The organism is Kocuria sp. NBRC 114282, from assembly GCF_030268385.1.
In the GTDB taxonomy this organism is placed as follows: Bacteria; Actinomycetota; Actinomycetes; order Actinomycetales; family Micrococcaceae; genus Kocuria; species Kocuria palustris.
In genome coordinates this window covers 80787-103577 of the sequence record NZ_BSQO01000006.1, presented here as the reverse complement: position 1 = coordinate 103577, position 22791 = coordinate 80787, and the positions used below count along the sequence as shown (strand labels likewise).

At 71.8% G+C, this 22791-nt stretch carries 21 protein-coding genes; 3 read left to right on the top strand and 18 right to left on the bottom strand.

Annotation, left to right across the window (positions count from 1 at the left end; all coding sequences use genetic code 11):
* Positions 1-67: 67 nt before the first annotated feature.
* The 8 genes from QSJ40_RS10655 to infC form a co-directional block, all read right to left on the bottom strand.
* Complete coding sequence (locus QSJ40_RS10655; protein ID WP_285730824.1) at positions 68-805, bottom strand: hypothetical protein; 738 nt, start codon at positions 803-805, stop codon at positions 68-70.
* Positions 806-878: 73 nt separating this feature from the next.
* On the bottom strand, positions 879-3479 hold the full coding sequence (pheT, locus tag QSJ40_RS10650) for a phenylalanine--tRNA ligase subunit beta (RefSeq protein ID WP_285730822.1): 2601 nt from the start codon (positions 3477-3479) through the stop codon (positions 879-881).
* 1 nt (position 3480) lies between these two features.
* Complete coding sequence (pheS, locus tag QSJ40_RS10645; RefSeq protein ID WP_285730820.1) at positions 3481-4614, bottom strand: phenylalanine--tRNA ligase subunit alpha; 1134 nt, start codon at positions 4612-4614, stop codon at positions 3481-3483.
* 143 nt (positions 4615-4757) lie between these two features.
* Positions 4758-5267 (bottom strand): NUDIX domain-containing protein, encoded by a 510-nt coding sequence (locus QSJ40_RS10640; RefSeq protein ID WP_271404642.1) that lies wholly within the window; start codon positions 5265-5267, stop codon positions 4758-4760.
* Complete coding sequence (locus QSJ40_RS10635) at positions 5264-6208, bottom strand: TrmH family RNA methyltransferase (protein WP_285730816.1); 945 nt, start codon at positions 6206-6208, stop codon at positions 5264-5266. The genes QSJ40_RS10640 and QSJ40_RS10635 overlap by 4 nt, the downstream gene beginning before the upstream one ends.
* Positions 6209-6221: 13 nt before the next feature.
* Positions 6222-6611: a 50S ribosomal protein L20 gene (rplT, locus tag QSJ40_RS10630; RefSeq protein ID WP_006214523.1), complete on the bottom strand. Its 390-nt coding sequence runs from the start codon at positions 6609-6611 to the stop codon at positions 6222-6224.
* A 113-nt stretch (positions 6612-6724) separates the two neighbouring features.
* Complete coding sequence (rpmI, locus tag QSJ40_RS10625) at positions 6725-6919, bottom strand: 50S ribosomal protein L35 (protein ID WP_006214522.1); 195 nt, start codon at positions 6917-6919, stop codon at positions 6725-6727.
* Positions 6920-7081: 162 nt separating this feature from the next.
* On the bottom strand, positions 7082-8476 hold the full coding sequence (infC, locus tag QSJ40_RS10620) for a translation initiation factor IF-3 (protein WP_502875253.1): 1395 nt from the start codon (positions 8474-8476) through the stop codon (positions 7082-7084).
* Positions 8477-9409: 933 nt separating this feature from the next.
* Here infC and QSJ40_RS10615 point away from each other — a divergent pair.
* Positions 9410-9907, top strand: coding sequence for a DUF1844 domain-containing protein (locus QSJ40_RS10615; RefSeq protein WP_006214520.1), 498 nt, complete (start codon positions 9410-9412; stop codon positions 9905-9907).
* 18 nt (positions 9908-9925) lie between these two features.
* Here the strand turns inward: QSJ40_RS10615 and QSJ40_RS10610 are convergent, their stop codons facing one another.
* The 7 genes from QSJ40_RS10610 to QSJ40_RS10580 form a co-directional block, all read right to left on the bottom strand.
* Positions 9926-10819 carry an SseB family protein gene (locus QSJ40_RS10610; RefSeq protein WP_285730813.1) on the bottom strand — a complete coding sequence of 298 codons (894 nt, stop codon included), beginning with the start codon at positions 10817-10819 and terminating at the stop codon, positions 9926-9928.
* 4 nt (positions 10820-10823) lie between these two features.
* Positions 10824-11591 (bottom strand): bifunctional 1-(5-phosphoribosyl)-5-((5-phosphoribosylamino)methylideneamino)imidazole-4-carboxamide isomerase/phosphoribosylanthranilate isomerase PriA, encoded by a 768-nt coding sequence (gene priA, locus QSJ40_RS10605; protein ID WP_285730811.1) that lies wholly within the window; start codon positions 11589-11591, stop codon positions 10824-10826.
* Between the two features lie 49 nt (positions 11592-11640).
* Entirely contained in the window at positions 11641-11808 is a 168-nt protein-coding gene (locus tag QSJ40_RS10600) for a CG2302 family histidine operon protein (protein WP_137803089.1), read from the bottom strand.
* The gene (gene hisH, locus QSJ40_RS10595) at positions 11805-12563 is read right to left on the bottom strand and encodes an imidazole glycerol phosphate synthase subunit HisH (RefSeq protein WP_285730862.1); all 759 of its coding nucleotides are present in this window, start codon (positions 12561-12563) and stop codon (positions 11805-11807) included. Before hisH ends, QSJ40_RS10600 begins: the two co-directional genes overlap by 4 nt.
* Positions 12564-12604: 41 nt before the next feature.
* Entirely contained in the window at positions 12605-13237 is a 633-nt protein-coding gene (gene hisB / locus QSJ40_RS10590) for an imidazoleglycerol-phosphate dehydratase HisB (protein ID WP_285730808.1), read from the bottom strand.
* Positions 13238-13307: 70 nt separating this feature from the next.
* Entirely contained in the window at positions 13308-14492 is a 1185-nt protein-coding gene (locus tag QSJ40_RS10585) for a histidinol-phosphate transaminase (protein ID WP_285730807.1), read from the bottom strand.
* Positions 14493-14561: 69 nt separating this feature from the next.
* Positions 14562-15149, bottom strand: a complete 588-nt coding sequence (locus QSJ40_RS10580; RefSeq protein WP_006214513.1) for a LysM peptidoglycan-binding domain-containing protein — start codon at positions 15147-15149, stop codon at positions 14562-14564.
* A 393-nt stretch (positions 15150-15542) separates the two neighbouring features.
* Here QSJ40_RS10580 and lexA point away from each other — a divergent pair, with 393 nt between their 5' ends.
* Positions 15543-16319, top strand: a complete 777-nt coding sequence (lexA, locus tag QSJ40_RS10575) for a transcriptional repressor LexA (RefSeq protein WP_235586845.1) — start codon at positions 15543-15545, stop codon at positions 16317-16319.
* A 75-nt stretch (positions 16320-16394) separates the two neighbouring features.
* Here lexA and QSJ40_RS10570 read toward each other — a convergent pair whose 3' ends face one another.
* From QSJ40_RS10570 to hflX, 3 genes are all read right to left on the bottom strand, one after another.
* Positions 16395-18038 carry a DASS family sodium-coupled anion symporter gene (locus QSJ40_RS10570; RefSeq protein WP_285730803.1) on the bottom strand — a complete coding sequence of 548 codons (1644 nt, stop codon included), beginning with the start codon at positions 18036-18038 and terminating at the stop codon, positions 16395-16397.
* A gap of 102 nt (positions 18039-18140) precedes the next feature.
* Positions 18141-20225 carry an ATP-dependent DNA helicase gene (locus QSJ40_RS10565; protein WP_280614868.1) on the bottom strand — a complete coding sequence of 695 codons (2085 nt, stop codon included), beginning with the start codon at positions 20223-20225 and terminating at the stop codon, positions 18141-18143.
* Positions 20226-20227: 2 nt separating this feature from the next.
* Entirely contained in the window at positions 20228-21967 is a 1740-nt protein-coding gene (gene hflX / locus QSJ40_RS10560; RefSeq protein WP_024290175.1) for a GTPase HflX, read from the bottom strand.
* Between the two features lie 179 nt (positions 21968-22146).
* Between hflX and QSJ40_RS10555 the strand changes: the two genes are divergently transcribed.
* Positions 22147-22782, top strand: coding sequence for a class I SAM-dependent methyltransferase (locus tag QSJ40_RS10555; RefSeq protein WP_006214508.1), 636 nt, complete (start codon positions 22147-22149; stop codon positions 22780-22782).
* Positions 22783-22791 lie beyond the last annotated feature (9 nt).

Genomic DNA, 22791 nt, shown 5'->3' with positions numbered 1-22791 from the left:
GGCCGCACCCGACATCTGTCGTGGGTGCGGCCCCGCAGCTTCATGTTCGAAAGGCGCAGACCCTGATTCAGCGCAGGCTGCGCCGCCGCAGGATGACCCCGCCGGCGATGCCCAGACCCAGCACCAGCACCGAGGCCGCAGCCAACAGTCCGCCCCGGGTCTTCTGGGCGGACACGGTCTGATCCGTGACGCCGCCGCCGAGCGAGCCTGCTTCCGCGGTGGACAGGACCTGAAGCTCCCCGTCCTGCACGCCGAGCAGGACGTCGACCTCCTGGTCGAAGTCGTCCACGGAGGCGCCGCGGCCCTCGCCGCGGACCTCGACGGCCTCCCCAGGCTCCGGGGTGTAGAGGTCCTGCAGGCCGTTGTCGAAGCGCTGAGCCGAGATCTCCTCGTCGTCCGGCAGCGTGATCGCGTACTTGGGGTTGAAGGACTCCGAGTGCAGATCGTGCGTCATGTCGGTGTAGGTGCCGGTCACCGCGTAGGTCGAATTGGCCCAGCCCTGCAGCTGCCCCGCGCGCTGGAACGCCGAGTAGGAGGCGATCGCCAGCACCAGCGCCAAGATGATGCCCAGCACGACTGCGATCACGGGCAGCCAGGTGGCACGGGCCTCGACGGCCTCCTCGCGCTCGCCCGCACCGAGATCCTCGAGCGGATCTCCTTCGGGGTCGCCGTCCGTGCCCCCGCGCAGGGAGAAGGCGTCGCGGAACGCCGTGGACGCGCCGTCGCCGCGACGGCCGTTCTCCTGCAGCCGGCGGCTGCCTTCGGCTTCCCCGGCGGAGGGCCCGGGGGTGTTCTCAGTGCTCATGTGCTTCTCCTCCCCCGCCGGCGGGGGCCTGGCGAAGGGTGGTCATCGGTTGCTGGATGGTCTCCCGAGCTGCTCAGCCGCGCAGGCCGGCGCCGTGTCTCGACGCTGCGAGTTCGACGGCCGCCGTGCGAGCCTCGGAGGCCTCTTCGGCGGTCAGCGTGCGGTCGGGCGCCCGGAACCGCATGGCCAGGGCCACCGACTTCTTCCCGGTCTCGATGTGCTCGCCCTGGTAGACGTCGAAGACGCGGACGTCCTCGACGAGCTCGCCCGCGCCCTCCCGGATCGTGGCCATCAGCTCGGCAGCCGGCAGCGCGGCGTCCACCACGAGCGCGACGTCCTGCGTGGCCGGGGTCTGGACGCTCAACGGCTCGGCGGCGATCGCGCCGTCGCGGGCGGCCAGGATCGCCGACAGCTCCAGCTCCATGGCGCTCGTGCGCTCGGGCAGGCCCTGCTGAGCGACCAGCTGCGGGTGCAGCTCGCCGGCTGTGCCCACGAGGTCCCCGGAGGGAAGGCGCAGCACCGCCGTGCGCCCAGGGTGGAAGGCCTGATGGCGGCCCTGCTCCACGCTCAGGCGCACGCCCAGGACGTCGCCGACCAGACGCGCGATCTCGAGGGCGTCCCGCCAGCCCAGCGCTCGCGGGTCGGACCCCGGGGCCGCCGGGGCATCGTCGCCGGCGAAGACGGCTGCGATGTGCAGGGGCTGCTCCGGGATCCCGCTTCGCAGATCCGCCAGGACCTGCTCGGACGGGCGCTGACCGACCGGAGGGATGGATCCGGTGCCCAGCTGGGCACCGGGGCGGAAGACGAGTCCCGACTCGAAGAGCTGCAGATCGCGGAACCCGCGCGATCGGTTACGATGCAGGATCTCCAGCAGGCCGGGGAGCAGCGAAGCGCGCAGCACGCCGCGGGACTCGGCGATGGGATTGGCCAGGCGCACCGAGTCGACCTCGGTCCCGGGCTCGGGCGAGGCCCACAGCTGGTTGTCGGCCGGCGTGGTGAACGGGTAGGCGAGCACCTCGGTCAGGCCGGCGGCGGCCAGGGCGCTCAGCACGCGCCGGCGACCGGCCTGCTCGGCGCTCAGACCCCGTCCCGGAGGCGCGACGGGAAGCCGCGACGGGATCTTGTCGTAGCCGTCCAGGCGCGCGATCTCCTCCGCCAGGTCCTCGGGCTCGCGCAGATCGGGCCGCCACGACGGGGGCGTGACCAGCCAGCCGTCCTGCCCGGCGGCGCTGGGCTCCTCCTCGACCTCGACGGCCGGGCTCAGCGTCTCGAGCGTGCAGCCGATCTCGGTGAGCAGGGACTCCACGCGCTCTGCGGAGTAGTCCACGCCCACGCGCCGGGCGGGATAGTCCGCGTCCAGGCGGATGGTGACGGGCGCCTCCGCCTCCTCGACGCGGACGTCGCCGACCTCGGGTCCGGCGGTGCCGCCGGCGAGCTCGACGAGCAGCTGGACGGCGCGCTCGGCGGCGGCGGCCTGCAGCTGCGGGTCCACGCCGCGCTCGAAGCGCCGGGAGGCCTCGGAGGACAGGCGGTGGCGGCGCGCGGTGCGCGCGACCGACACGGGATCGAAGTGCGCAGCCTCGACCAGGACGTCGGTCGTGGAATCGCCGACCTCGGCGAACTCGCCGCCCATGGTCCCGGCCAGCCCGATGGGGCCGGTGGCGTCGGTGATCAGCAGGTCCTCGGGATCCAGCGCGCGCTGCTTGCCGTCCAGCGTGGTCAGCTGCTCGCCCTGACGGGCGCGGCGCACGGTGATCTGCTCGGCGACCCGAGACAGGTCGTAGAAGTGCAGCGGCTGGCCGAGCTCGAGCATCACGTAGTTCGAGATGTCCACGGGCAGGCTGATCGAGCGCATGCCCGCCAGGCGCAGACGGGTCGACATCCACACCGGAGTGGGCCGGGACGGGTCGATGCCGCGCACCACGCGGGTCGCGAAGCGCGTGCAGCCCTGCTCGCCGCGGATCGGCGCCTCGTCGGCCAGCACGACGGGGAACGCGTCTTCCGTCGGCGCGGGTGCAGCCTCGGACAGGGCGAGCGCCGGGTCCTCGAACGCAGCGCCGACGGCGTGGCAGTACTCGCGGGCCACACCACGCATGGACAGGGCGTAGCCGCGGTCCGGGGTGACGTTGATGTCGGCGGCGGACTCGTCGAGCTGCAGCACCTCGCGCACGTCCGTGCCCAGCTCGGGGTCCAGGCCGAGATCGCCGAGCACCAGGATGCCGTCGTGGTCCTCGCCGATGCCCAGCTCGCGCGCCGAGGCGATCATCCCCGCCGAGGTGTGGCCGTAGGTCTTGCGCGGGCTGATCCGGAAGTCGCCGGGCAGCACGGCACCGGGCAGGGTCACCACGACCTTGTCGCCGACCTCGAAGTTGTGCGCGCCGCAGACGATGCCCTGCACGCCGGAGGGCTCGATGCCCTCGCCGGTCAGGGTCTGCTGCTGGCCCTCCGGGACCACGCGCACGGAGCACCAGTTCACCGTCTTGCCGTTGGAGTGCTCCTCGGGCTCGCGGGACAGGACCTGCCCCACGACGATGGGCCCGGTGAGCTTATCGCCGGGGCGGATGACCTCCTCCTCCTCGAAGCCGACGGAGACCATGGTCTCCAGCAGCTGCTCGGCGGTGGCTTCCTCGGGCAGCGGCGCGAACTCGCGCAGCCAGGACAGCGGAACCCGCATCTCAGACCTCCATTCCGAAGTGCTGGCTGAATCGGATATCGCCCTCGACCATGTCGTGCATGTCGGGGACCCCGTTGCGGAACATCAGCGTGCGCTCGATGCCCATGCCGAAGGCGAAGCCCGAGTAGACCTCGGGGTCCACGCCGGCTGCGCGCAGGACGTTGGGGTGGACCATGCCGCAGCCGCCCCACTCGATCCAGCGCGGACCGCCCTGGGCCTGCGGGTGCCACACGTCCATCTCGGCGGAGGGCTCGGTGAACGGGAAGTAGTTGGGCCGCAGCCGGATCCGGGCATCGGGGCCGAAGATCTGGCGCGCGAAGTGCTCGAGCGTGCCCTTGAGATCGGCCATGGTCAGGCCCTTGTCGACGGCGAGGCCCTCTACCTGGTGGAACACGGGCGTGTGGGTCGCATCGAGCTCGTCGGTGCGGAAGACCCGCCCCGGGGCCACAACGTACACCGGCAGCTCACGGCTCAGCAGGGTGCGCATCTGGACCGGGGAGGTGTGGGTGCGCAGGACCAGGTGGGCCTCGGGCGGGTCCACGAAGAACGTGTCCTGCAGCTCGCGGGCGGGGTGGTCCGGCTTGAAGTTCAGGGAGTCGAAGTTGAACCACTCGGACTCGACCTCGGGGCCCTCGGCGACCTCCCAGCCCATGCCCACGAAGATGTCCTGCGCGGTCTCCATCATGGCGCTGATGGGGTGGCGCCCGCCCAGCCGGCGACGGCTGCTCGCGGCGGTGACGTCCACGGACTCCTCGACCAGGATGCGCTCGGCGCGCTCGGCTTCCAGCACCCCGGTGCGCACCGACAGCGCCTTGTTCACCCGGCCGCGGGCCTGGCCCATGAGCTTGCCCGCGGCGGCCTTCTGGGACTTTTCGAGCGAGCCGATGCGCCGGTTGGCCAGGGCCAGCGGCGAGCGATCGCCGGCGTGGGCCAGGCGCACCGCCTTGAGCTCGTCGAGATCCGCGGCGGCCTGGACAGCGTCCAGGGCCTCCTCCACGGCGCGGCCGACGGCCTGCTCATCCGTGGGATCGAACTCCGCGACGGTCGGGGTCTCGGCCTGACCGGTCGGGGTCTCGGCCTGGGCGGCGGCAGAGGGCGCCTGCTGAGGCCCGCCCTCCGGTGTGCTCTCAGACATGTGCGACAGGTGCCTTCGCTCTCGGGTTCGGTTCATCGGCCCGGCGCCAGAACGCGGGCGGTCCAAGTCTAGTCCCCGCAAGGCCCTCGTCCGGCCCCGGCACAGTGCCTGTGGGCGACTCGCATGGGTCGCCGGCCGCCTGCTCAGCCGGCCAGGTGACGTCGGATGCCGTCCAGGATCGGCAGGTCCGCGGGGATCCACGGCAGGGCCTCGGCCTCCTGGAGGCCCTCGATCGGCTCCGGGCCGATGCGCACCCAGCGCAGCTCGAGATGATCCGCGCCCTCGGGCTGACGGCCCGTGCCCAGGGCGTCGGCGTCCGCTTCCTGCTGCTCCGCGGCTCCGACGACGACGGCCGTCCACACGCGCATGGCGGCCGACTCGCTGAGCGGCCATCCCTGCCGATGGGGTCCGGGGACCTCCTCGAGCAGGCGGATCCGCACACCCAGCTCCTCCCGGCACTCCCGGTGCAGCGCCTCCTGGACCGTCTCCCCCGGCTCCTGCTTGCCTCCGGGCAGCTCCCACAGCCCGCGCAGGGACTCCGGATAGGCACGCTGGGCCGCGATCAGCCGCTGGGGCCGGTGCGGGTCGTCCAGCAGCGCGGCGGCCACGACCTGGGTGCGGAACGTGCGCTCGTCGTCGTGCCGCAGGCTCATGCGGCGCCCTCGGCGGTGCGGCGCTGAGCGCGGGCGGAGGCGTAGAGGCACAGGGTGGCCGCCGTCCCCACGTTGAGCGACTCGGCGGCCCCGTGCAGCGGCACCGCCACGCGGTGGGAGGCCAGGGCCTTCTCCTGCTCGGACAGCCCCTGCGCCTCATTGCCGAAGAGCCATGCCGTGGGGCGCGCCAGCTCGACAGCCGCCTCCCGGCCAGCTGCCGAAGCATCCTGCAGCTCATCCAGATCCAGGGCGCCGTAGCCGTCCGCGGCCAGCACCTGCAGCTCACCGCCTGCGGCATCGCTCACGGGGCGGCCGACCAGCTCGGCCGGATCCAGGCCGGTGAGCACGGGCAGATGGAACAGGGAGCCGGCGGTCGAGCGCACCACCTTGGGGTTGTGCAGGTCCACCGATCCGGCGGTGAGCACCACGGCATCGGCGCCGGCAGCATCAGCGGCGCGCAGCACGGTCCCGGCATTGCCGGGGTCCTGCACGCGGCACATGACCGCCACCAGGCGGGGCCGGCGCTCGGCGACCTGCGCCCAGGTCAGCTCGGGGATCCGGCACACCGCCAGCACGCCCTGCGGGTGCTCGGCATCCGACATGGCCGCAAGGACCTCGTCGGAGACCATGCGCACGAAGACCCGCGGGGAGCCCTCGGCCTGGAGCACGCGCTTGACGAGCTGATCGATGTCCGGGTGGCGCTGCAGCGCGCGCTCGGTGATGTAGAGGGCGTCGATCACCCCGTCCCGAGGTGCAGGCACGAGGGCGTCGAACTCCCCCAGGTGCGCGCGCAGGGCCTCGCGGACGCACTGCGGGCCCTCGGCGAGGAATCGACCGGCCCTGGAACGCGCAGAGCGCCTCGCCAGTCCCGCGACCGATCGCACCCGGTCGGAACCGGGATTGATCAGCGCGGAGTCGGCGAGGCGCTGCGCGATGCTCACGCTCGAAGCGGGATCAGGCCGCGTCGGAGCGCGGAGCGGAAGTGTCCGCGGGCAGGTTCTTCTTGGCGATCTCGACGAGCGCGTTGAACGCGGGGGCGTCGTTGACGGCCAGCTCGGCCAGCATGCGGCGGTCGACCTCGACCTCAGCGGCCTTCAGGCCCTGGATGAAGCGGTTGTAGGTCAGGCCCTGAGCGCGAGCGGCGGCGTTGATGCGCTGGATCCACAGCCGGCGGAAGTCGCCCTTGCGGGTGCGGCGGTGATCGTAGTTGTAGGTGTACGAGTGGAGGACCTGCTCCTTGGCCTTGCGGTACAGGCGCGAGCGCTGTCCGCGGTAGCCGGAGGCCATCTCCAGGGTCGTACGACGCTTCTTGTGGGCGTTGAGCGCCCTCTTCACACGTGCCACGTGTGTGCTCCTTCGGTGCGGGAGCGACTCGTCCCGGTCCTGGCCGGGGGTCGCTCGGTGTTCAGGGGTGCTGCGGCGAGACCGTCAGCGGATGTTCTGCGAGGTGCTTCGGCTCAGCGGCCGAGCATCTTCTTCACGACCTTGGCATCGCCCGGGGCCACGATCTTGTCGCCGGCGAGGCGGCGGGTCAGGCGCGAGGACTTGTGCTCGAGGTAGTGGCGGCGGTTGGCCTGCTGGCGCTTGACCTTGCCCGAACCCGTGATCTTGAAGCGCTTCTTGGCACCCGAGTGGGTCTTCATCTTCGGCATGGTGGGCCGTCTCCTTGCTGTCGGTCTCACCGCTGTCGCGGTGCGCCGCCTCTGGGGCGGCCTGGTCTGGGTCATCGGCTGGGTGATCCGACGACTCCGCGGTCACCGACCCGGTCCCGTCCAGCGGGACCGGGTCGAAGCTTTCATGTCAGGGCAGCGGGGTCACTGCCCCGGCTTGGGTCCGCCCGGCTTGGGCGCTCCACCGGGCTTGGGTCCGCCGCCCGGCTTGGGTGCGGGCCTGGGCGTCGATCCGGGGGTCGGGGCGCCCGACGGGCGCGGTGCCGAGGGTCGGCCCGGGCCGCCGGCCGGACGGGGCGAACCGCCCTGCCCGGAGCCCTGCGAGCTCGAGGCCGGACGCGGGGTCCCGGAGGTCGAGCGCGGGGGCCTGGACGAATCCGAGCCGGTGCGCGGACCCGACGAGGACGGACGACCGCCGCTGGGGCGCGAGGCGCCACCGGAGTCCGGGCGGCCCGACGAGGGCCGACCCGAGCCGCCGGAGGGACGGCCGCCGCGATCGGATCCGCGATCCGAGCCGCCGCGATCGTTCGAGCGGGGCCCGCCCTGGCGACCGCGACCGCCGCCGCGGGGCTCGCGCTTGTCTTCCTTGGGCAGCACGACGGGCGGCTGATCCTCGGAGACCTTCAGCGGCGGGGCGCCCTCGGGCACCTCGAACTTGGCCGAAGCCAGCGCGCGCAGCTCCTCGGGGATCGACTCCCCGATCGAGCTGCCGCCCACGGGCAGCGGGTTCTCGGCATCGCCGGTGGCCGGGGCGCCGGACTCACGAGCATCGCGCTCGCGATCGCGACGGGAGGACTTCACCTTCGAGGGAAGACGGCTCTCCTGATCGGACTCCGCCTCCTTGGCGCGGCGGGCAGCCGACTTGGCCTCGGACTTGGTCTTCAGCGGACCGAGGACCATGACCATGTTGCGGCCGTCCTGGCGCGGGCTGGACTCGACCTGGCCGAACTCCTCCAGGTCCTCGGCCAGCTTGCCGAGCAGGCGCACGCCCATCTCCGGACGCGACTGCTCGCGGCCGCGGAACTGGATCATGGCCTTGACCTTGTCGCCCTCGGTCAGGAAGCGCTTGGCGTGCCCGACCTTGGTCTCGTAGTCGTGGTCATCGATCTTCAGGCGGAACCGAACCTCCTTGAGGCTCGTGTTCGACTGGTTCTTGCGCGACTCGCGCGCCTTCACCGCCGCCTCATACTTGTACTTGCCGAAGTCCATCAGCTTGGCGACGGGCGGCTTGGCGGTGGGGGCGACCTCAACCAGATCCAAATCGGATTCACGGGCCAGTCGCATGGCGTCCTCGACGCGGACGATGCCGACCTGCTCGCCCGCCGGCCCGACAAGGCGGACCTCGGGGACGCGAATCTTCTCATTGATGCGTGGATCGCTGATGCTCTGCTCCTGAGATAGTCGTGCCGGTCTGATCCGGCGATCTGCGGCGACGGCCCCCGAACTGTGCTCGAGCTCCGCGCCCTGGTGCGGATGGCAACGAAAAAGCCTCCGCTGCCCAGGGCAAGCGGAGGCCGAGGCATCCGGATCGGCAACCACCGATCCCCCGCACGAACGGGGACGCCGTCAGCATCTCTGCTGGCACGGCGCGGACGCTGCTGCGTCGTCTTGACCCGGAGACCCTGTCGATCCTGAGATCGCGGTCAGCGCGGGTGGGAGTCACCTCCGCTTGCACACTGCCGAACATCATACACGAAAGCTTCTCCCCGGGACAGGATGACGCTGCGGCGGGCAGGATCCGGCCACGCGCGACATCCGGTGCCGAGGAATCGACGGATCGCCCAGGACGCCGATGCGTACACCGACCCTGCCTCGGCGCACACCCCGGCCGCATGACCGGTGCTGCTGCAACAGCGAGCCGACACCGCAGCCTCCACGCTGCCCCGAGGTCCGCCTCGACGGCCTCGGAAGCGTGACGTCGATCCAGCCGAGCCCATCGAGTGGCCCGCTGAAGTGCGTCTGAGATCGTGGGCGACTCGAGTGGCCTCGCAGCGTGCGCACGGAGGCCGACGAGCACACCACGAGGCCCCCCGATGGGGACGGGAACACCACGAGGCCCCTCGACGGGTCCATGTACATCCCAAGCCCGCTCGTCGGGACAGGACCACCGTCAAGCCAGTCGTCGGAATGGACGCACCGCGAGACCACGCGATCGGACGGGGATCGCCACGAAGCCACTCATCGGGACGGCGCGCACTGCCAGACCACTCGCGACCGGGACCACAGGGCTCCTCGCCCGGGCATGGAGCATCACGAGGCGGCTCGAGGATGCGGGCGTCCCGTGAGGGGCCGATTGCTCACCCCACCTCGATCCAGTGGCCGAGTCGTCACCGGTTCAGCGCGGAAACAGTGACGATCCGGCCAGTCGATGGCGGAACCGCTCGGACGGGGCTCGTGCGGGCAGGGGCAGGGGCCCGGGCCGGCTGAGCAAGCGTCGCCGACGTGATCGCCCGCAGCACCTAGGCTGGGGCCATGACTTCTCAGAGCACCTTCCGCTTCGACGGCGCCTCGGACGACGACGCCCGGGCCGCAGCGCAGCAGCCCGCCCAGGATTCCGCGCAGCCCGAGCATGCCGATCACGACCATGCCCAGGCGCCGCACGAGGGCAGCCCGCTGAGCCAGGAGGCCCTGGACGCCGTCACCCAGCAGGTCCGCGACATCGCCGAGGTCCCCGCGATCGAGGTCATCACGACGTCTGCGGTGCACCTCATGTCCGCCGCCGCCGTGAAGTGCGGCCTGGCCGAGGGCCCGGATGCCGAGGCGCTCAAGGACCTCGACGAGGCCCGCAAGCTGATCACGGCGCTGGCCGGCTTCGTCACCGCCGCAGCGCCGGAGATCGGCTCGCAGCACGCGGGCCCGCTGCGCGACGGCCTGCGCACGCTGCAGCTGGCCTTCCGCGAGGCGTCGACCTACCCGGACAAGCCCGGTCAGGGCCCCGGCGAGAAGTTCACGGGCCCCGTCTTCTCCTGAGCTGACCCGCCGGCTTCCTCAGATCTCGAGCGCCTCCAGCGCCACCTCGAGGCTGTCGACCTCCTCGGCCACCACGGTGTGCCGGGCGAGCCTGTCCTGGAAGGTCCGGACCAGGCCGTCGAGCTGCCCCTGGTCCAGTCCCGGCAGCAGCTCGAGCACGGCGGTCAGCTCCGGGCCCTCGCCCCCGCCGGGCAGCGATGCTCCGCCGTCGAGCGGGGTGTCCGCGCCGCGGCCCCGCCGCACGTGGGCCCCGGCCACACCGGGCAGTCCCAGGGCGGCATCGAGCACCGCCCGGGAGACCTCCGGCGAGTCGTAGCTCGGCGTCCACTCGATCCCCTGGGCGATCGCCCACAGCGCCGGGCGGCGCACCACGAAGGGCGCTTCCGAGCCGGGATTCAGCACGAGCATCTGGGCGCCGTCCTGGACGGCAGCCAGAGCAGCCCGCCGCGCATCGGCGGCCACCGGCCGCGCCTGGCGGTGCCACTGCGTGACCTCGACGTCCGAGCCGAAGACCGGCTGAACACTGCGACCGCTGCGAGAGGACAGCCGCACCAGCGCCATGTCCGCTTCCTTGTCGGCCACCAGCCCCTCGTCGGTGACGGTGCTGGCGGAGACCTCGGCGACCACCGGCACGAAGACCCGGGCGGCTGCGAGCGCGGCGACGACCTCCGCCTCATCGGCTTCTCCCCGCGAGCGCGCCGCCAGGGCCGACTCCAGCGCGGCGTCGACTGCGCCGCTGTCGCCCGGGAAGAGATGACCGTGACCGTGCTCCAGGTCGCGGCCCTGCCACGGCTGTCCCCCGGTGTCGGTCTGCCCGCCTGCCGAGCGCAGCTGCGCCTGGATGTGCGAGGGAAGCTCGCGCGCGGGCCCTCGCGGAGTCTGAGGGTCGTCGTTCGGCCGAGCACTGATCACGGGCTCAGACCTCCGGGCGTCCCGCGACATCCAGGGCCTGCTCGAGCGTGAAGCGCCCGGCATAGAGGGCCTTGCCCATGATCGCGCCCTCCACACCCGAGCTGACCAGGCGGCGCAGCGCGGCGATGTCCTCGAGCGAAGCGATGCCGCCGGAGGCCACGACGGGCTTGCCCGTGCGCTGCGCGACCTGCTGCAGCAGCTCGACATTCGGGCCCTTCAGCGTGCCGTCCTTGGTGACGTCGGTGACGACGTAGCGGGAGCAGCCGTCGGCCTCGAGGCGCTCGAGCACCTCCCACAGGTCCCCGCCCTCCTGGGTCCAGCCGCGGGCGGCCAGCGTGGTGCCGCGCACGTCCAGGCCCACGGCGATGACGTCTCCGTGCTCGGCGATGACCCGTCGGGTCCACTCGGGATCCTCGAGCGCGGCAGTGCCCAGATTGATCCGGGCCGGCTCGAGCGACAGCGCGCGCTCGAGGGAGGCGTCGTCGCGGATGCCTCCGGACATCTCGATCTTCAGCGACAGCGACCGGGCCACGGTCGTGAGGACGTCGATGTTGTCCCCGGTGCCGAATGCGGCATCCAGATCGACCAGGTGCAGCCACTCGGCCCCGGCGTCCTGCCAGGCCTGCGCGGCCTCCAGCGGATCGCCGTAGCCGGTCTCGGAGCCGGACTCCCCCTGGACGAGGCGCACGGCCTGGCCGTCGCGGACGTCCACCGCGGGCAGCAGCTCGAGGCGCGGGCCGGTCTGCTCGGCGTGGTTCGTGTTCTCGGTCATTGCTCTCCTCGATCGAATGCGGATGTCTCGGGGGGGGGGGGGGCGGCGCTCAGCCGCGGCTGCCTGTGTACCAGGCGAAGGCGCCGTAGATGATCAGGGCGGCGGCGATGACCCCCATGATCACGACGGTGTAGCGCGGGAAGCCCTGCTTGTGGAACGAGTAGGTGCCTCCGGCCATGAAGGCTCCCAGCGCCATGACGATGACGGCCCAGCTCATGCGTCGCTCTTCTCCTGACCAGCGGCCTGCGCGTCCCGCGCGGCGAGGGCCGCGTCCAGTCGGCCCGTGCGCGGCAGCGTCTCGAGCCAGTTGCGCAGCAGCTGGAGTCCCGCTTGGCCCGACTTCTCCGGGTGGAACTGCGTGGCGGACAGTGCCCCGTTCTCCACGGCGGCGATGAAGGGGCTTCCGTGGCGCGACCAGGTGACCTGCGGCGGGAGCATGTGCTCGCTGTTCTGCTCGAACTCCCACTTCAGCACGCCGAAGGAGTGCACGAAGTAGAAGCGCTCCCGCTCGATGCCGCGGAAGAGCACGCTGGACTCGGGCGGCTCGACCGTGTTCCAGCCCATGTGCGGGACGATCGGGGCGTCCAGGCGCTCGACCGTGCCCGGCCACTGGCCCAGGCCCTCGGTCTCCGTGCCGTGCTCCACGCCGCGCTCGAACAGGACCTGCAGCCCGACGCAGATGCCCAGGACCGGGCGCCCGCCCATGAGCCGGCGCTCGATCAGACGCACCGCGCCGATCTTGCGCAGGCCCTCGGCCACCGCCTCGTAGGCGCCCACTCCGGGAACCAGCAGGCCATCGGCGCCGGAGACCAGCTCCGGATCGCTCGTGAGCAGGACGCGGGCACCGGCCTCCTCGAGCGCACGGACGGCCGAGCGGACGTTGCCGGCACCATAGTCGAGCACGACCACGGACGGCGCCGACGAGGCCGGCTCCTGCGGCAGCGGCTCCCCCACCGTGTGCGGCGCGGGGATCGTGCGGCCCTTGTCGTCGACCGCGTCCTCCGGGCGGCGGATCACAGCGCGCCCTTGGTCGAGGGGATGCCGGTGACGCGCGGGTCCGGCTCGACGGCGGCGCGCAGCGCACGGGCCAGTGCCTTGAACTGGGCCTCGACGATGTGATGCGGATCCCGCCCGCGCACCAGCTCCATGTGCAGGCAGATCCCGGCGTGATGAGTCAGCGACTCGAAGACGTGCTGGGTCATGGAGCCGGTGAAGTGCCCGCCGATCAAGTGGTACTGCTGGCCCTCGGGCTCGCCGACGTGCACGCAGTACGGGCGCCCGGAGACGTCGACGACCGCGTGGGCCAGCGCCTCGTCCAGCGGCACGGAGGCCTCGCCGAAGCGGGCGATCCCGCGCTTGTCGCCGAGGGCGGTGCGCAGGCACTCGCCGATCACGATCGCGGTGTCCTCCACGACGTGGTGGACGTCGATGTGGGTGTCGCCGGTGGCCTGGACCGTCAGGTCGATCAGCGAGTGCTTGGACAGCGCCGTGAGCATGTGGTCGTAGAACGGCACGCTGGTCGAGATGGAGTGCTGGCCGGTGCCGTCCAGGTTCAGCTCGACGCGGATGCTGGATTCCGACGTCACGCGCTCGAGCGAGGCGGTGCGTGCGCCGTCGCTCGCTGCGGGGGTGGGCTGATCGCTCATGATGGGGCCTCCTGCGGCGGGATGGGATTCTGTGCCGGGCCGACGTGCGAGGGCGTCAGCGGCGGGCGGTTCAGCGGTTCGCGGGGTCCTGCTCTGTCTCGGAGTCCCTCGCAGCGGCGGACCGGTCCTCCAGGTGCGCGCGGACGCCGTCGAGGAACGCGGTGGTCTCCTCCTCGGTGCCGGCGGTGACGCGCAGGTGCCCGGGGATGCCGACGTCGCGGATCAGGACGCCTCGATCCAGCAGGTCCTGCCACAGGGCCGGGGCGTCGATGCCGCCGCCGAAGAACACGAAGTTGGAGTCCGATTCCGCCGGGTCCAGCTCCATCCGCTTGAGGTCATCGACGATCCGGTCGCGCTGCATGCGGATGTCGGCGACGTCGGCGAGCAGAGTCGTGCGATGGCGCAGCGCCGCCAGAGCGGTCGCCTGGGTCACCGCGGAGAGGTGATACGGCAGGCGCACCAGACGCACGGCATCGGCGATCTCCGGTGCGGCGGCGAAGTAGCCGATCCGCGCACCGGCCAGGGCGAAGGCCTTGGACATGGTGCGGCTGACGACCAGGCGCGGACGGCCTTCGAGCAGGCGCAGCGCGGTGCGCTCCGGGAAGCGGGAGAACTCGGCATAGGCCTCATCGACCACCACCACGGTGTTCGACTCCTCGCCGGCGCGGTAGACGGCATTGACGACGTCGTCCTCCAGCGCGGTGCCCGTGGGGTTGTTGGGCGAGCACAGCAGCACGATGCTCGGGCGGTGCTCGCGGACCTGTGCGGCGGCCGATTCGGCGCTGAGCGTGAAGTCCTCGGCGCGCGCGCCCGGGATGAACTCCGTGTTCGTGCCGGCCGAGAGCAGCGGGTACATGGAGTAGGACGGCACGAAGGCCAGCACACGACGACCGGGGCCGCCGAAGGCCTGCATGAGCTGCTGGAGGATCTCATTGGAGCCGTTGGCGGCCCAGATGTTGTCCTGGTCCAGGCCGTGGCCCAGGTATTCGGCCAGCTCGCGGCGCAGCTGCGTGAACTCGCGGTCCGGGTAGCGGTTGAGGGTTCCCACGACCCGCGAGACCTCGGCGACGATGGCGACCTGGACGTCCTGCGGCACCGGATGCGTGTTCTCGTTGGTGTTCAGGGCGATGGGGACGTCGATCTGCGGCGCCCCGTAGGGGGACTTGCCGCGCAGGTCGTGGCGCAGGGGAAGCGAGGCGAGCCGTTCGGCTCGCGTGGCGCCCTCGGTGCTGGGTGTCGCGCTCTGAGAAGTCACCAGGACAGTCTACGAGGCGCGGACGGGGCCTTCAGCATCCGACGGCGGCCGAACCCACCGTCCTCCGGCTCAGGCCGCGGGAACCAGCACCTGCTGGCCCGGGGAGACCTGGGCGGAGTCCAGCTCGTTGAGCTCGACGATCTGCAGGACGACGTCCCGGGTGTCGCGCTGCGGCTCGGCCTGCTGAGCGACCTCCCAGAGGCTCTGACCGGGCTGGACGGTCACGGAGTCGACCCCGGGGCCCTCAGCCGGCTCGGTTCCGGCGGTGACGTGGGAGGGTGCGATCAGCACGACCAGCAGTGCGGCCGCGGCCAGCACGCCGAGCATGGTCGGCAGGCCGATCAGCAGCAGCCGCCCGCGGCGGGTCAGGCGCATGGGCGAGGACGCGGATCGCGCCGGTGCGGAGGCCTCCGGCTCCTTCACGGCGGGCAGGGTCCGAGTCTGCGGTGCAGCGGCGCGACCGCCCGGAATGACGCGCAGAGCCGGACGGCGCCCCTCCGACTCCTTGAGCCGCGCAGCGGGGCGTCGGCGCAGGGCGGGCACGGCGGAGGAGAGCTCCTGCGCGAAGGCGCGGCCCCCGCTGCGCAGGGCGCTGACGAGGGGGATGCTGCCGGTGGAGGACGAGTGCGACAGGACAGCGGTGCTGATCACGGACATGGGATGCACTCCTTCTTGCCGAGGGACGGACGGTGACAGACGGTGCGGGTGGTGCGGGTGGTGGCCGCTCCCGTGTTCGAACCTGTGTCGGATTCGAGACCCGATCCCGGTTCTCGAATACATGTTCGAACTGCTTACGACCATTTCTAGCACCTGTGTACGACTCGTGTCGAGACACGATCGAACAGATGTTTGAAGGTGACGTCCGGCTCACGTAGCCTCAGCGGGAGGACTGTGCAGGTCGGAGGCCCTGGCGGGGCCTCGAGGACGAGTCAACGCAACCGCTCAGACAGCACAAGGCGGCCACGGCGCGGCGCGAGCGCGTCGCCGCGGCCCAGCACGCAGCGCACCCGGCGATCCGGAGGCGCCCATCGACGGAAGACGAGGACGGACATGGCAGCCAGCGGCACCGGTCGCACGCAGCGCGGCTCAGGCGGCACGGCCCGGGCGACGGGCTCCGAGTCCTCCCGGCGCAAGGGCCTGACCCCGCGGCAGCGCACGATCCTGGAGGTCATCCAGCGCGCCGTCGCCGCCCACGGCTATCCCCCGTCCATGCGCGAGATCGGCGACCTGGTGGGCCTGAAGTCCCTGTCGAGCGTGACCCACCAGCTCAATCAGCTCGAGCGGCAGGGCTACCTGCGCCGCGACCCCAAGCGCCCGCGCGCCCTCGAGGTCCTGGTGCCCCTGCATCTGCTCGGCGATCCCGAGGCGGAGGCCGCCTCCGCCGTCGCCGAGGCCCCGGCCGCTTCGGAGGCGCCGGAGCTGGACGACGACCTGCCGTCGATCGGCTCCGCGGACGTCTCGTTCGTGCCGCTCGTCGGCAGGATCGCCGCCGGCACCCCGATCACCGCCGAGCAGCAGGTCGAGGACCGCATGGCCCTGCCGCGCCAGCTCACCGGCCACGGCGAGCTGTTCATGCTGCGGGTCTCCGGCGACTCCATGATCGATGCCGCCATCTGCGACGGCGACTGGGTCGTGGTGCGCGCTCAGGCCACCGCCGAGAACGGGGAGATCGTGGCGGCCCTGCTGGACGACGAGGCCACGGTGAAGACCTTCCGCCAGCGCGACGGACACACCTGGCTGCTTCCTCAGAACTCGCAGTACGAGCCGATCCTGGGCGATCACGCCACGGTGATGGGCAAGGTCGTCTCGGTCCTGCGCAGCCTCTGAACACGCAGATCACCGCCATGACGAGCGGCTGAGGACGGATCCGTCCTCATCCGCTCGTCGCTCATCCCCTGCCGGTCACAGCAGCCCGATCCACTGCCAGTACGTGGCCGAGAACAGCAGGATGAGCAGATAGCCGGCGATCGTCAGCGGGATGCCGGTGCGCAGGAACTGCTGCGTGGTGAACGCGCCCGTGCCGTAGGCGAGCATGTTCTGCGGGGCGGAGATCGGCAGCAGGAATCCGAAGCAGATCAGGAACTGCATGATCAGCACGAAGCCCACGCCCTCGCCGGGCAGGTCCGGGATCGACACGGCCAGGGCGATGAACACCGGGATCAGCGCGCTCGACATGGACGTGGCCGAGGCGAATCCCAGGTGGATCAGGATCGTGAACGCGCCGACGATCGCGATGACCGCGAGCACCGGCAGACCCGTGATCCCGAGCCCGTCGAACACGGCCGCCGACAGCCATGCCGCCGCCCCGGTCTCCAGCAGCACGGATCCCAGCGAGATGCCGACCGCGAAGACCACGAGCGTCCCCCAGCTCACGAGCTCCTCCACGGTCTTCCAGGAGTAGACCCCGATGCGCGGCAGCAGCATGACGCCGATGGCGCACAGTGTCACGGTGGTGGCGTCGATGTCGTGCAGCGAGCCCTGGGTGGACCAGAAGGCCAGCAGGATGACGGCCACAGCCGCCAGGCGCTTCTCCGCCCCGGTCATGGGCCCGAGCTCCGTCAGGGACTTCTGGACGATCTCGCGGCCGCCCTCCAGACGGTCGATCTCGGGCTTGATGGTGGCCCGCATCACGAAGTAGAGCACCACGGACATCACCGCAGCCCAGGGAGCGCCGGCGGCGAACCACTGCGGCCAGGAAATCGTGGCCCCCATGGACTCCTGGATGAATCCGACGGCCACGAGGTTCTGGGCTGCGGCGGTCTGCACGCCGATGTTCCAGATCGAGATCGACTGCGCCGCGGTGATGACCATGAGCGCGCCCAGCCGGGACTCGGTCGGCAGCCCGAAGGCCGCGACCATGCCGATGAGGATCGGGACCACGGCCCCGGCCCGAGCGGTCGCCGACGGGACGAAGAAGGCCAGGACGATCGAGATGATGATCGCTCCGATGAGGATGCGGCTGGTCTTCTCCCCCGCGTACTTCATCACCACGAGCGCGATGCGCTTGTGCAGCCCGGTGGCCTGCATGCCCGCAGCCAGCGCCAGCGCCGCCGCCACGAGCGCCACCGCCGAGGAGCCGAAGCCGGCGAGGGCGTAGCCCAGGGCATCGCTGGTCCCCAGTGCCTCCCCCGAGCCGTCAGGTGCCGGCGAGGCCCCCACCAGCAGGGCCATGATCCCGATGATCATCACCGAGCTCACGGGGTACGACACGGCCTCGGTGACCCAGAGGATCACCGCGAAGGCCAGGATGCCCAGGGCCCGCTGGCCGGAGACGCTCAGCCCGTCCGGGGTCGGCATCAGCACGACGACGGCGAGCACGATGATCGCCAGCCCCAGCCACACCGGGCGCATGCTCAGGTGGGCCTTGCGGGAATGCGGTCCGCGGGACTTCTCGGAGCGCAGCTCGGCGGTGGCGCGCTCCTCCGAGCGGGCCTCCTGCCCTGCCTTGGCCCGTCGACGCGCCGCCGTCCGCAGCCGGGACGGATTCCCCCCCCCGTCCCCGCGAGATCTTCCCGCTGCGTCCGCGCCGCTGCGCGCATCGGCCATGATGAGCTCCTTCTTCGTCGATAGAGCGGACTCTTCTGATATCCAGAGTCACATGGATCGAAACGCAGTAGGTATGGATTGCGCGCGGTTGCCCCGGCCGGTTCAGTCCTGGCCGTGCAGCCGCTGCAGCGCCGAGTGGACGGTCTTCCGGTCGGTCGTCGTCCACAGCGGAGGCAGGCTGGCGCGCAGGAACCCGCCGTAGCGCGCCGTGGCGATCCGCGAGTCCAGCACCGCCACCACGCCGCGATCGCTCGTGGAGCGGATCAGTCGACCCGCTCCCTGGGCCAGGCGCACAGCGGCGTGTGTCGCCGAGATCGCCATGAACCCGTTGCCTCCGCTGTCGGCGACCGCGCGGGTGCGCGCCGTGGACAGCGGATCATCCGGTCGCGGGAACGGGATGCGGTCGATCAGCACCAGACGGCAGGAGTCGCCGGGCACGTCGACTCCCTGCCACAGCCCCATGGTCCCGAACAGCGACGTGTCCGGCTCCTCGGCGAACTGGGAGACGAGCGCGCTGAGCGTGGACTCGCCCTGGCACAGGATCGACAGGCCGGTTCGCTCGCGCATCACCTCCGCGGCCTCCTCCGCCGCTCGGCGCGAGGAGAACAGCCCGAGGGCTCCCCCGCCGGAGGCTTCGAGCAGATCCTGGATCTCCTGCAGCATCCCGTCGGAGAGCTGACGCCCGGGCTTGTCCAGGTGCTTCGCCATGTAGAGGATGCCCTGGCGCGGGTAGTCGAAGGGGCTGCCGACGTCGATGCCGTCCCACTTCGGTGCGCCGGAGCCCTTGAGTCCCAGATCGCCGGCCACGGCGTCGAAGGACTCGCCCACCGTCAGGGTAGCCGAGGTCAGCACGACCGTGCGGCCCTCGAACAGGCCCTCGCGCAGGCGCCCGCCCACGTTCAGCGGCGCGATGCTGAGGGTCGCCGGATCGGAGTCATCGGCCGGGACGTAGCCGCGGCCGGGCTCCCAGCCGCCCTGGCGCGACAGCCACATCACCTCGCGCGCCTCGTGCGCGCCGAGCAGCCGCTCCGCGAGCTCGAGGGTCTCGCTCAGCCGCGATCGCGTCATCTGCCGGCCGCCGTCGGTGTCGCGCCCGCCGTCCTTGGACTCTGGCTTGGTCTCCGACAGCGCGGTGCGTGCGGCCTCGCGGATGCGGGCGACAGCCGCCGACATCGGCTCGGTCAGCCCCCTGGCCAGCAGCTCGGCCGGCACGCCTTCGAGGGCCTTCTCGAGATCGTCCGCCCCGGAGGCCAGCTCCTCGTGCTTGGCGGTGGTGTGCTTGCGCACGGAGGCGGCCACCGAGCGCACCGTGGCCGCGGACATGGCTCCAGAGACGGCTCCCGTCACCCGGTCTCGCAACTCGTGGGCCTCGTCGACCACCACGACGTCGTGCTCGGGCAGGACCTGGATGGATTCGAAGGCGTTGATCGCCAGCAGGGCGTGATTGGTGATGATGATGTCGGCCTCGGCCGCCCGGGCCTTGGCGAGCTCGGCGAAGCAGCTCTCCACGAGCGGGCAGCTGCGGCCCAGGCACTCGCGCGCGGAGACGGAGACCTGCCGCCAGGCGGCGTCGGTGACGCCCGGGGTGACGTCGTCCCGGTCGCCGGTATCGGTGACCTCCGCCCATTCGCGCAGGCGCTTGACCTCCAGCCCGAGCCGTCCGGCGCGGGAACTCGATGCGGCCGGGGGATGCGGGCCGTCGTCGGGCATGGCGAACAGGGCGCCGCCCTCGTCCTCGGGATAGCCGCCCTCGATCTTGTGCAGGCAGGCGTAGTTGCTGCGGCCCTTGAGCAGCGCGACCTCGAGGTCCTCCGGCAGCTCCTCCGACAGGACGTCGAGCAGGCGGGGGACGTCTCGGCCGACCACCTGGGACTGCAGCGCGAGCGTGGCGGTGGCGACCACCACGGGGCGCTCGGCCGTGCGCGCGTGCTGGACCAGCGGGGTCAGGTAGGCCAGCGACTTGCCGGTGCCCGTGCCGGCCTGGACCAGCAGGTGGCGGTTCAGCTCGAGGGCCTCGGCGACCTTGCCCGCCATCAGGCGCTGGCCGTCGCGGCGCTGACCCCCCAGGGCCTCGACGGCCGTGTCCAGAAGGTGCAGCGCGTCGGCTCCGCCGGGCAGCGACTCCGGGCGGACGTCCACGACGGGGCGTCCGGAGGCATCCCGGAATCCCGTGCTGGCCCCCTCCACGCTCAGCGCGCCTCGGCGCCGGAGGCGGCCTGCTCAGCGGAGCCGGCGTCTGCTGCGTCCGAGGCCGCGGCGTCCGTGCCGTCGCCGGGCACGCCCTGCCCGAACTGCTGGGCGTCCTGCCACACATAGCGCTGCAGCTCGCCGGCCAGGTCCTCGCGCACCTTCACGAGCAGGTGCGTGCCCTCGCCCAGGTACTCGGTGCGCAGGATCTCGGCGTCCCAGCCGTGCAGCCGCGAGACGATGTCGCCGTCGGTGAACGGGACCAGCAGGTCCAGCACGTGATCGGGGCGCGGGATCGCCTCGGAGATGCGCTGCTTGAGCTCGTCGATGCCCTCGCCCGTGCGGGCCGAGACGACGACGACGTCGCGGTGGGTGTTGCGCATCCGCTGCACCACGAACGGGTCGGCCGCATCGGCCTTGTTCAGCGCGATGATCTCCGGCAGGTCGAGGGCGTCGATATCCGCGAGGACCTCGTGGACCGCGCGGATCTGCCCCTCGGGATCCGGGTGCGAGGCGTCCACGACGTGGACGATCACATCCGAGTCGGCGACCTCCTCGAGGGTCGAGCGGAAGGCCTCGACGAGCTGCGTGGGCAGCGAGCGCACGAAGCCGACCGTGTCCGAGAGCGTGTAGCCGATGCCGTCCGGAGTCTCGGCCTTGCGGACCGTGGGATCCAGAGTGGCGAACAGGGCGTTCTCCACGAGCACTCCTGCATCCGTGAGCCGGTTGAGCAGCGAGGACTTGCCCGCGTTCGTGTACCCGGCGATCGCGACCGAGGGCACCGAGTTGCGACGGCGGTTCAGCCTCTTGGCCTCGCGCGAGGGCTTCATGGCGGCGATCTCGCGACGCAGCTTGGCCATGCGTGCGCGGATCCGGCGGCGGTCCATCTCGATCTTGGTCTCACCGGGACCGCGCGAGCCGATGCCCTCGCCGCCCGCGGCGCGACCGCCCGCCTGGCGGGAGAGGCTCTCGCCCCAGCCGCGCAGGCGCGGGAGCATGTACTCGAGCTGGGCCAGCTCGACCTGGGCCTTGCCCTCCTTGGACTTGGCGTGCTGGGCGAAGATGTCAAGGATCAGTCCGGTCCGGTCGATGACCTTGACCTTGACGACGTCCTCCAGGGCGCGGCGCTGCGACGGGGCCAGCTCCTCGTCCACGACGACGGTGTCCGCCCCCGTGGCCGCCACGATGTCCTTGAGCTCCAGGGCCTTGCCCGAGCCCAGATAGGTGGCCGGATCCGGGTTCGTGCGGCGCTGGATGATGCCGTCGAGGACCTCGGAGCCGGCGGTCTCGGCCAGGGCCGCGAGCTCGCGCAGGGAGTTCTCCGCCTCGGAGGCCGGGCCGGTGGTCCACAGCCCGGCGAGCACGACCTTCTCCAGGCGCAGCTCGCGGTACTCGACCTCGGTGATGTCCTCGAGCTCGGTGGACAGGTTGGCCACGCGGCGCAGCGACTGCCGCTCGGACAGCTCCATCTGGGCGCCGTCGAAGTCGGTGTGCACGCTCCGGTCCGCGAGCTCGCGGGCGCGTCCGCTCAGGACATCGCGGCGCCCGCCGCCTGCCGGAGCTCCCTCGGCAGCCTCCTGGGAGGTCCCTGCCTCCGAGCCGGAATCGTCGGGGGCGGACCGGTCGTCCCGGTCCCGGCGCTGCTGGGCGCGCGAGAGCACCCGAGCGACGACGTCCTCGAGCTGCTGATCGGTGGGCGTGGTGCCGGTGGGCTCGGCACCGCTGTCGGGGATGTGGGTCATGGATCCTTTTCGGGTGGTCTGACACGCCGTGTGCGGGCTCGGGGAAGGAGGCCGCAGAGGCTCGATCAAGGGTACAGCGCAGCACGGACGCGGTTTGTTCCGCGACGGCGCCTGTGCAGGGGATCCGGGGCCGCCGTCGGGAGCGGCCGGGCCGCGAGCCCATCGCCCGGCGACCTACCATGGTCCCCATGTCCGAGACCCCTGGCGCCCACTACTTCACGACTCCGCAGGACGAGGAGCGCCGCTCGCGGATCCGGGTGCAGCTGCGCGGCCGGGAGGTCTCCGTCGAGACCGCCGGCGGGGTGTTCTCCCCCAAGGGCCTGGACAAGGGCACCGCGATCCTGCTCGACGAGGTCCCCGATCCGACGGGCGCCGAGCTGCTGGACCTGGGCTGCGGCTGGGGCCCGGTGGCGATCGCCATGGCTCAGGCTGGACAGCCGGGGGCACGGGTGACGGCCGTGGACGTCAACGACCGTTCCCTGGGTCTGACCCGCGACAACGCGGCGGCCCTGGGTCTGACGGGCGTGGAGGCTCTGCGCCCCCAGGACGTCCCCGACGACCGCCGGTTCGACACGATCTGGTCGAACCCGCCGATCCGCATCGGCAAGCAGGCGCTGCACGAGCTGCTGCTGCTGTGGCTGCCGCGCCTGGCCTCCGGCGGCACCGCCTGGCTGGTGGTGCAGAAGAACCTGGGTGCGGACACCCTGCAGTCCTGGCTCGCCACCGCGCTGCCTGAGGCCGCCGAGGGGCCCTGGGAGGTCCGGCGCACGGCGACCGCCAAGGGCTTCCGGATCCTCGCCGTCACCCGGGGCTGATCACTCCAG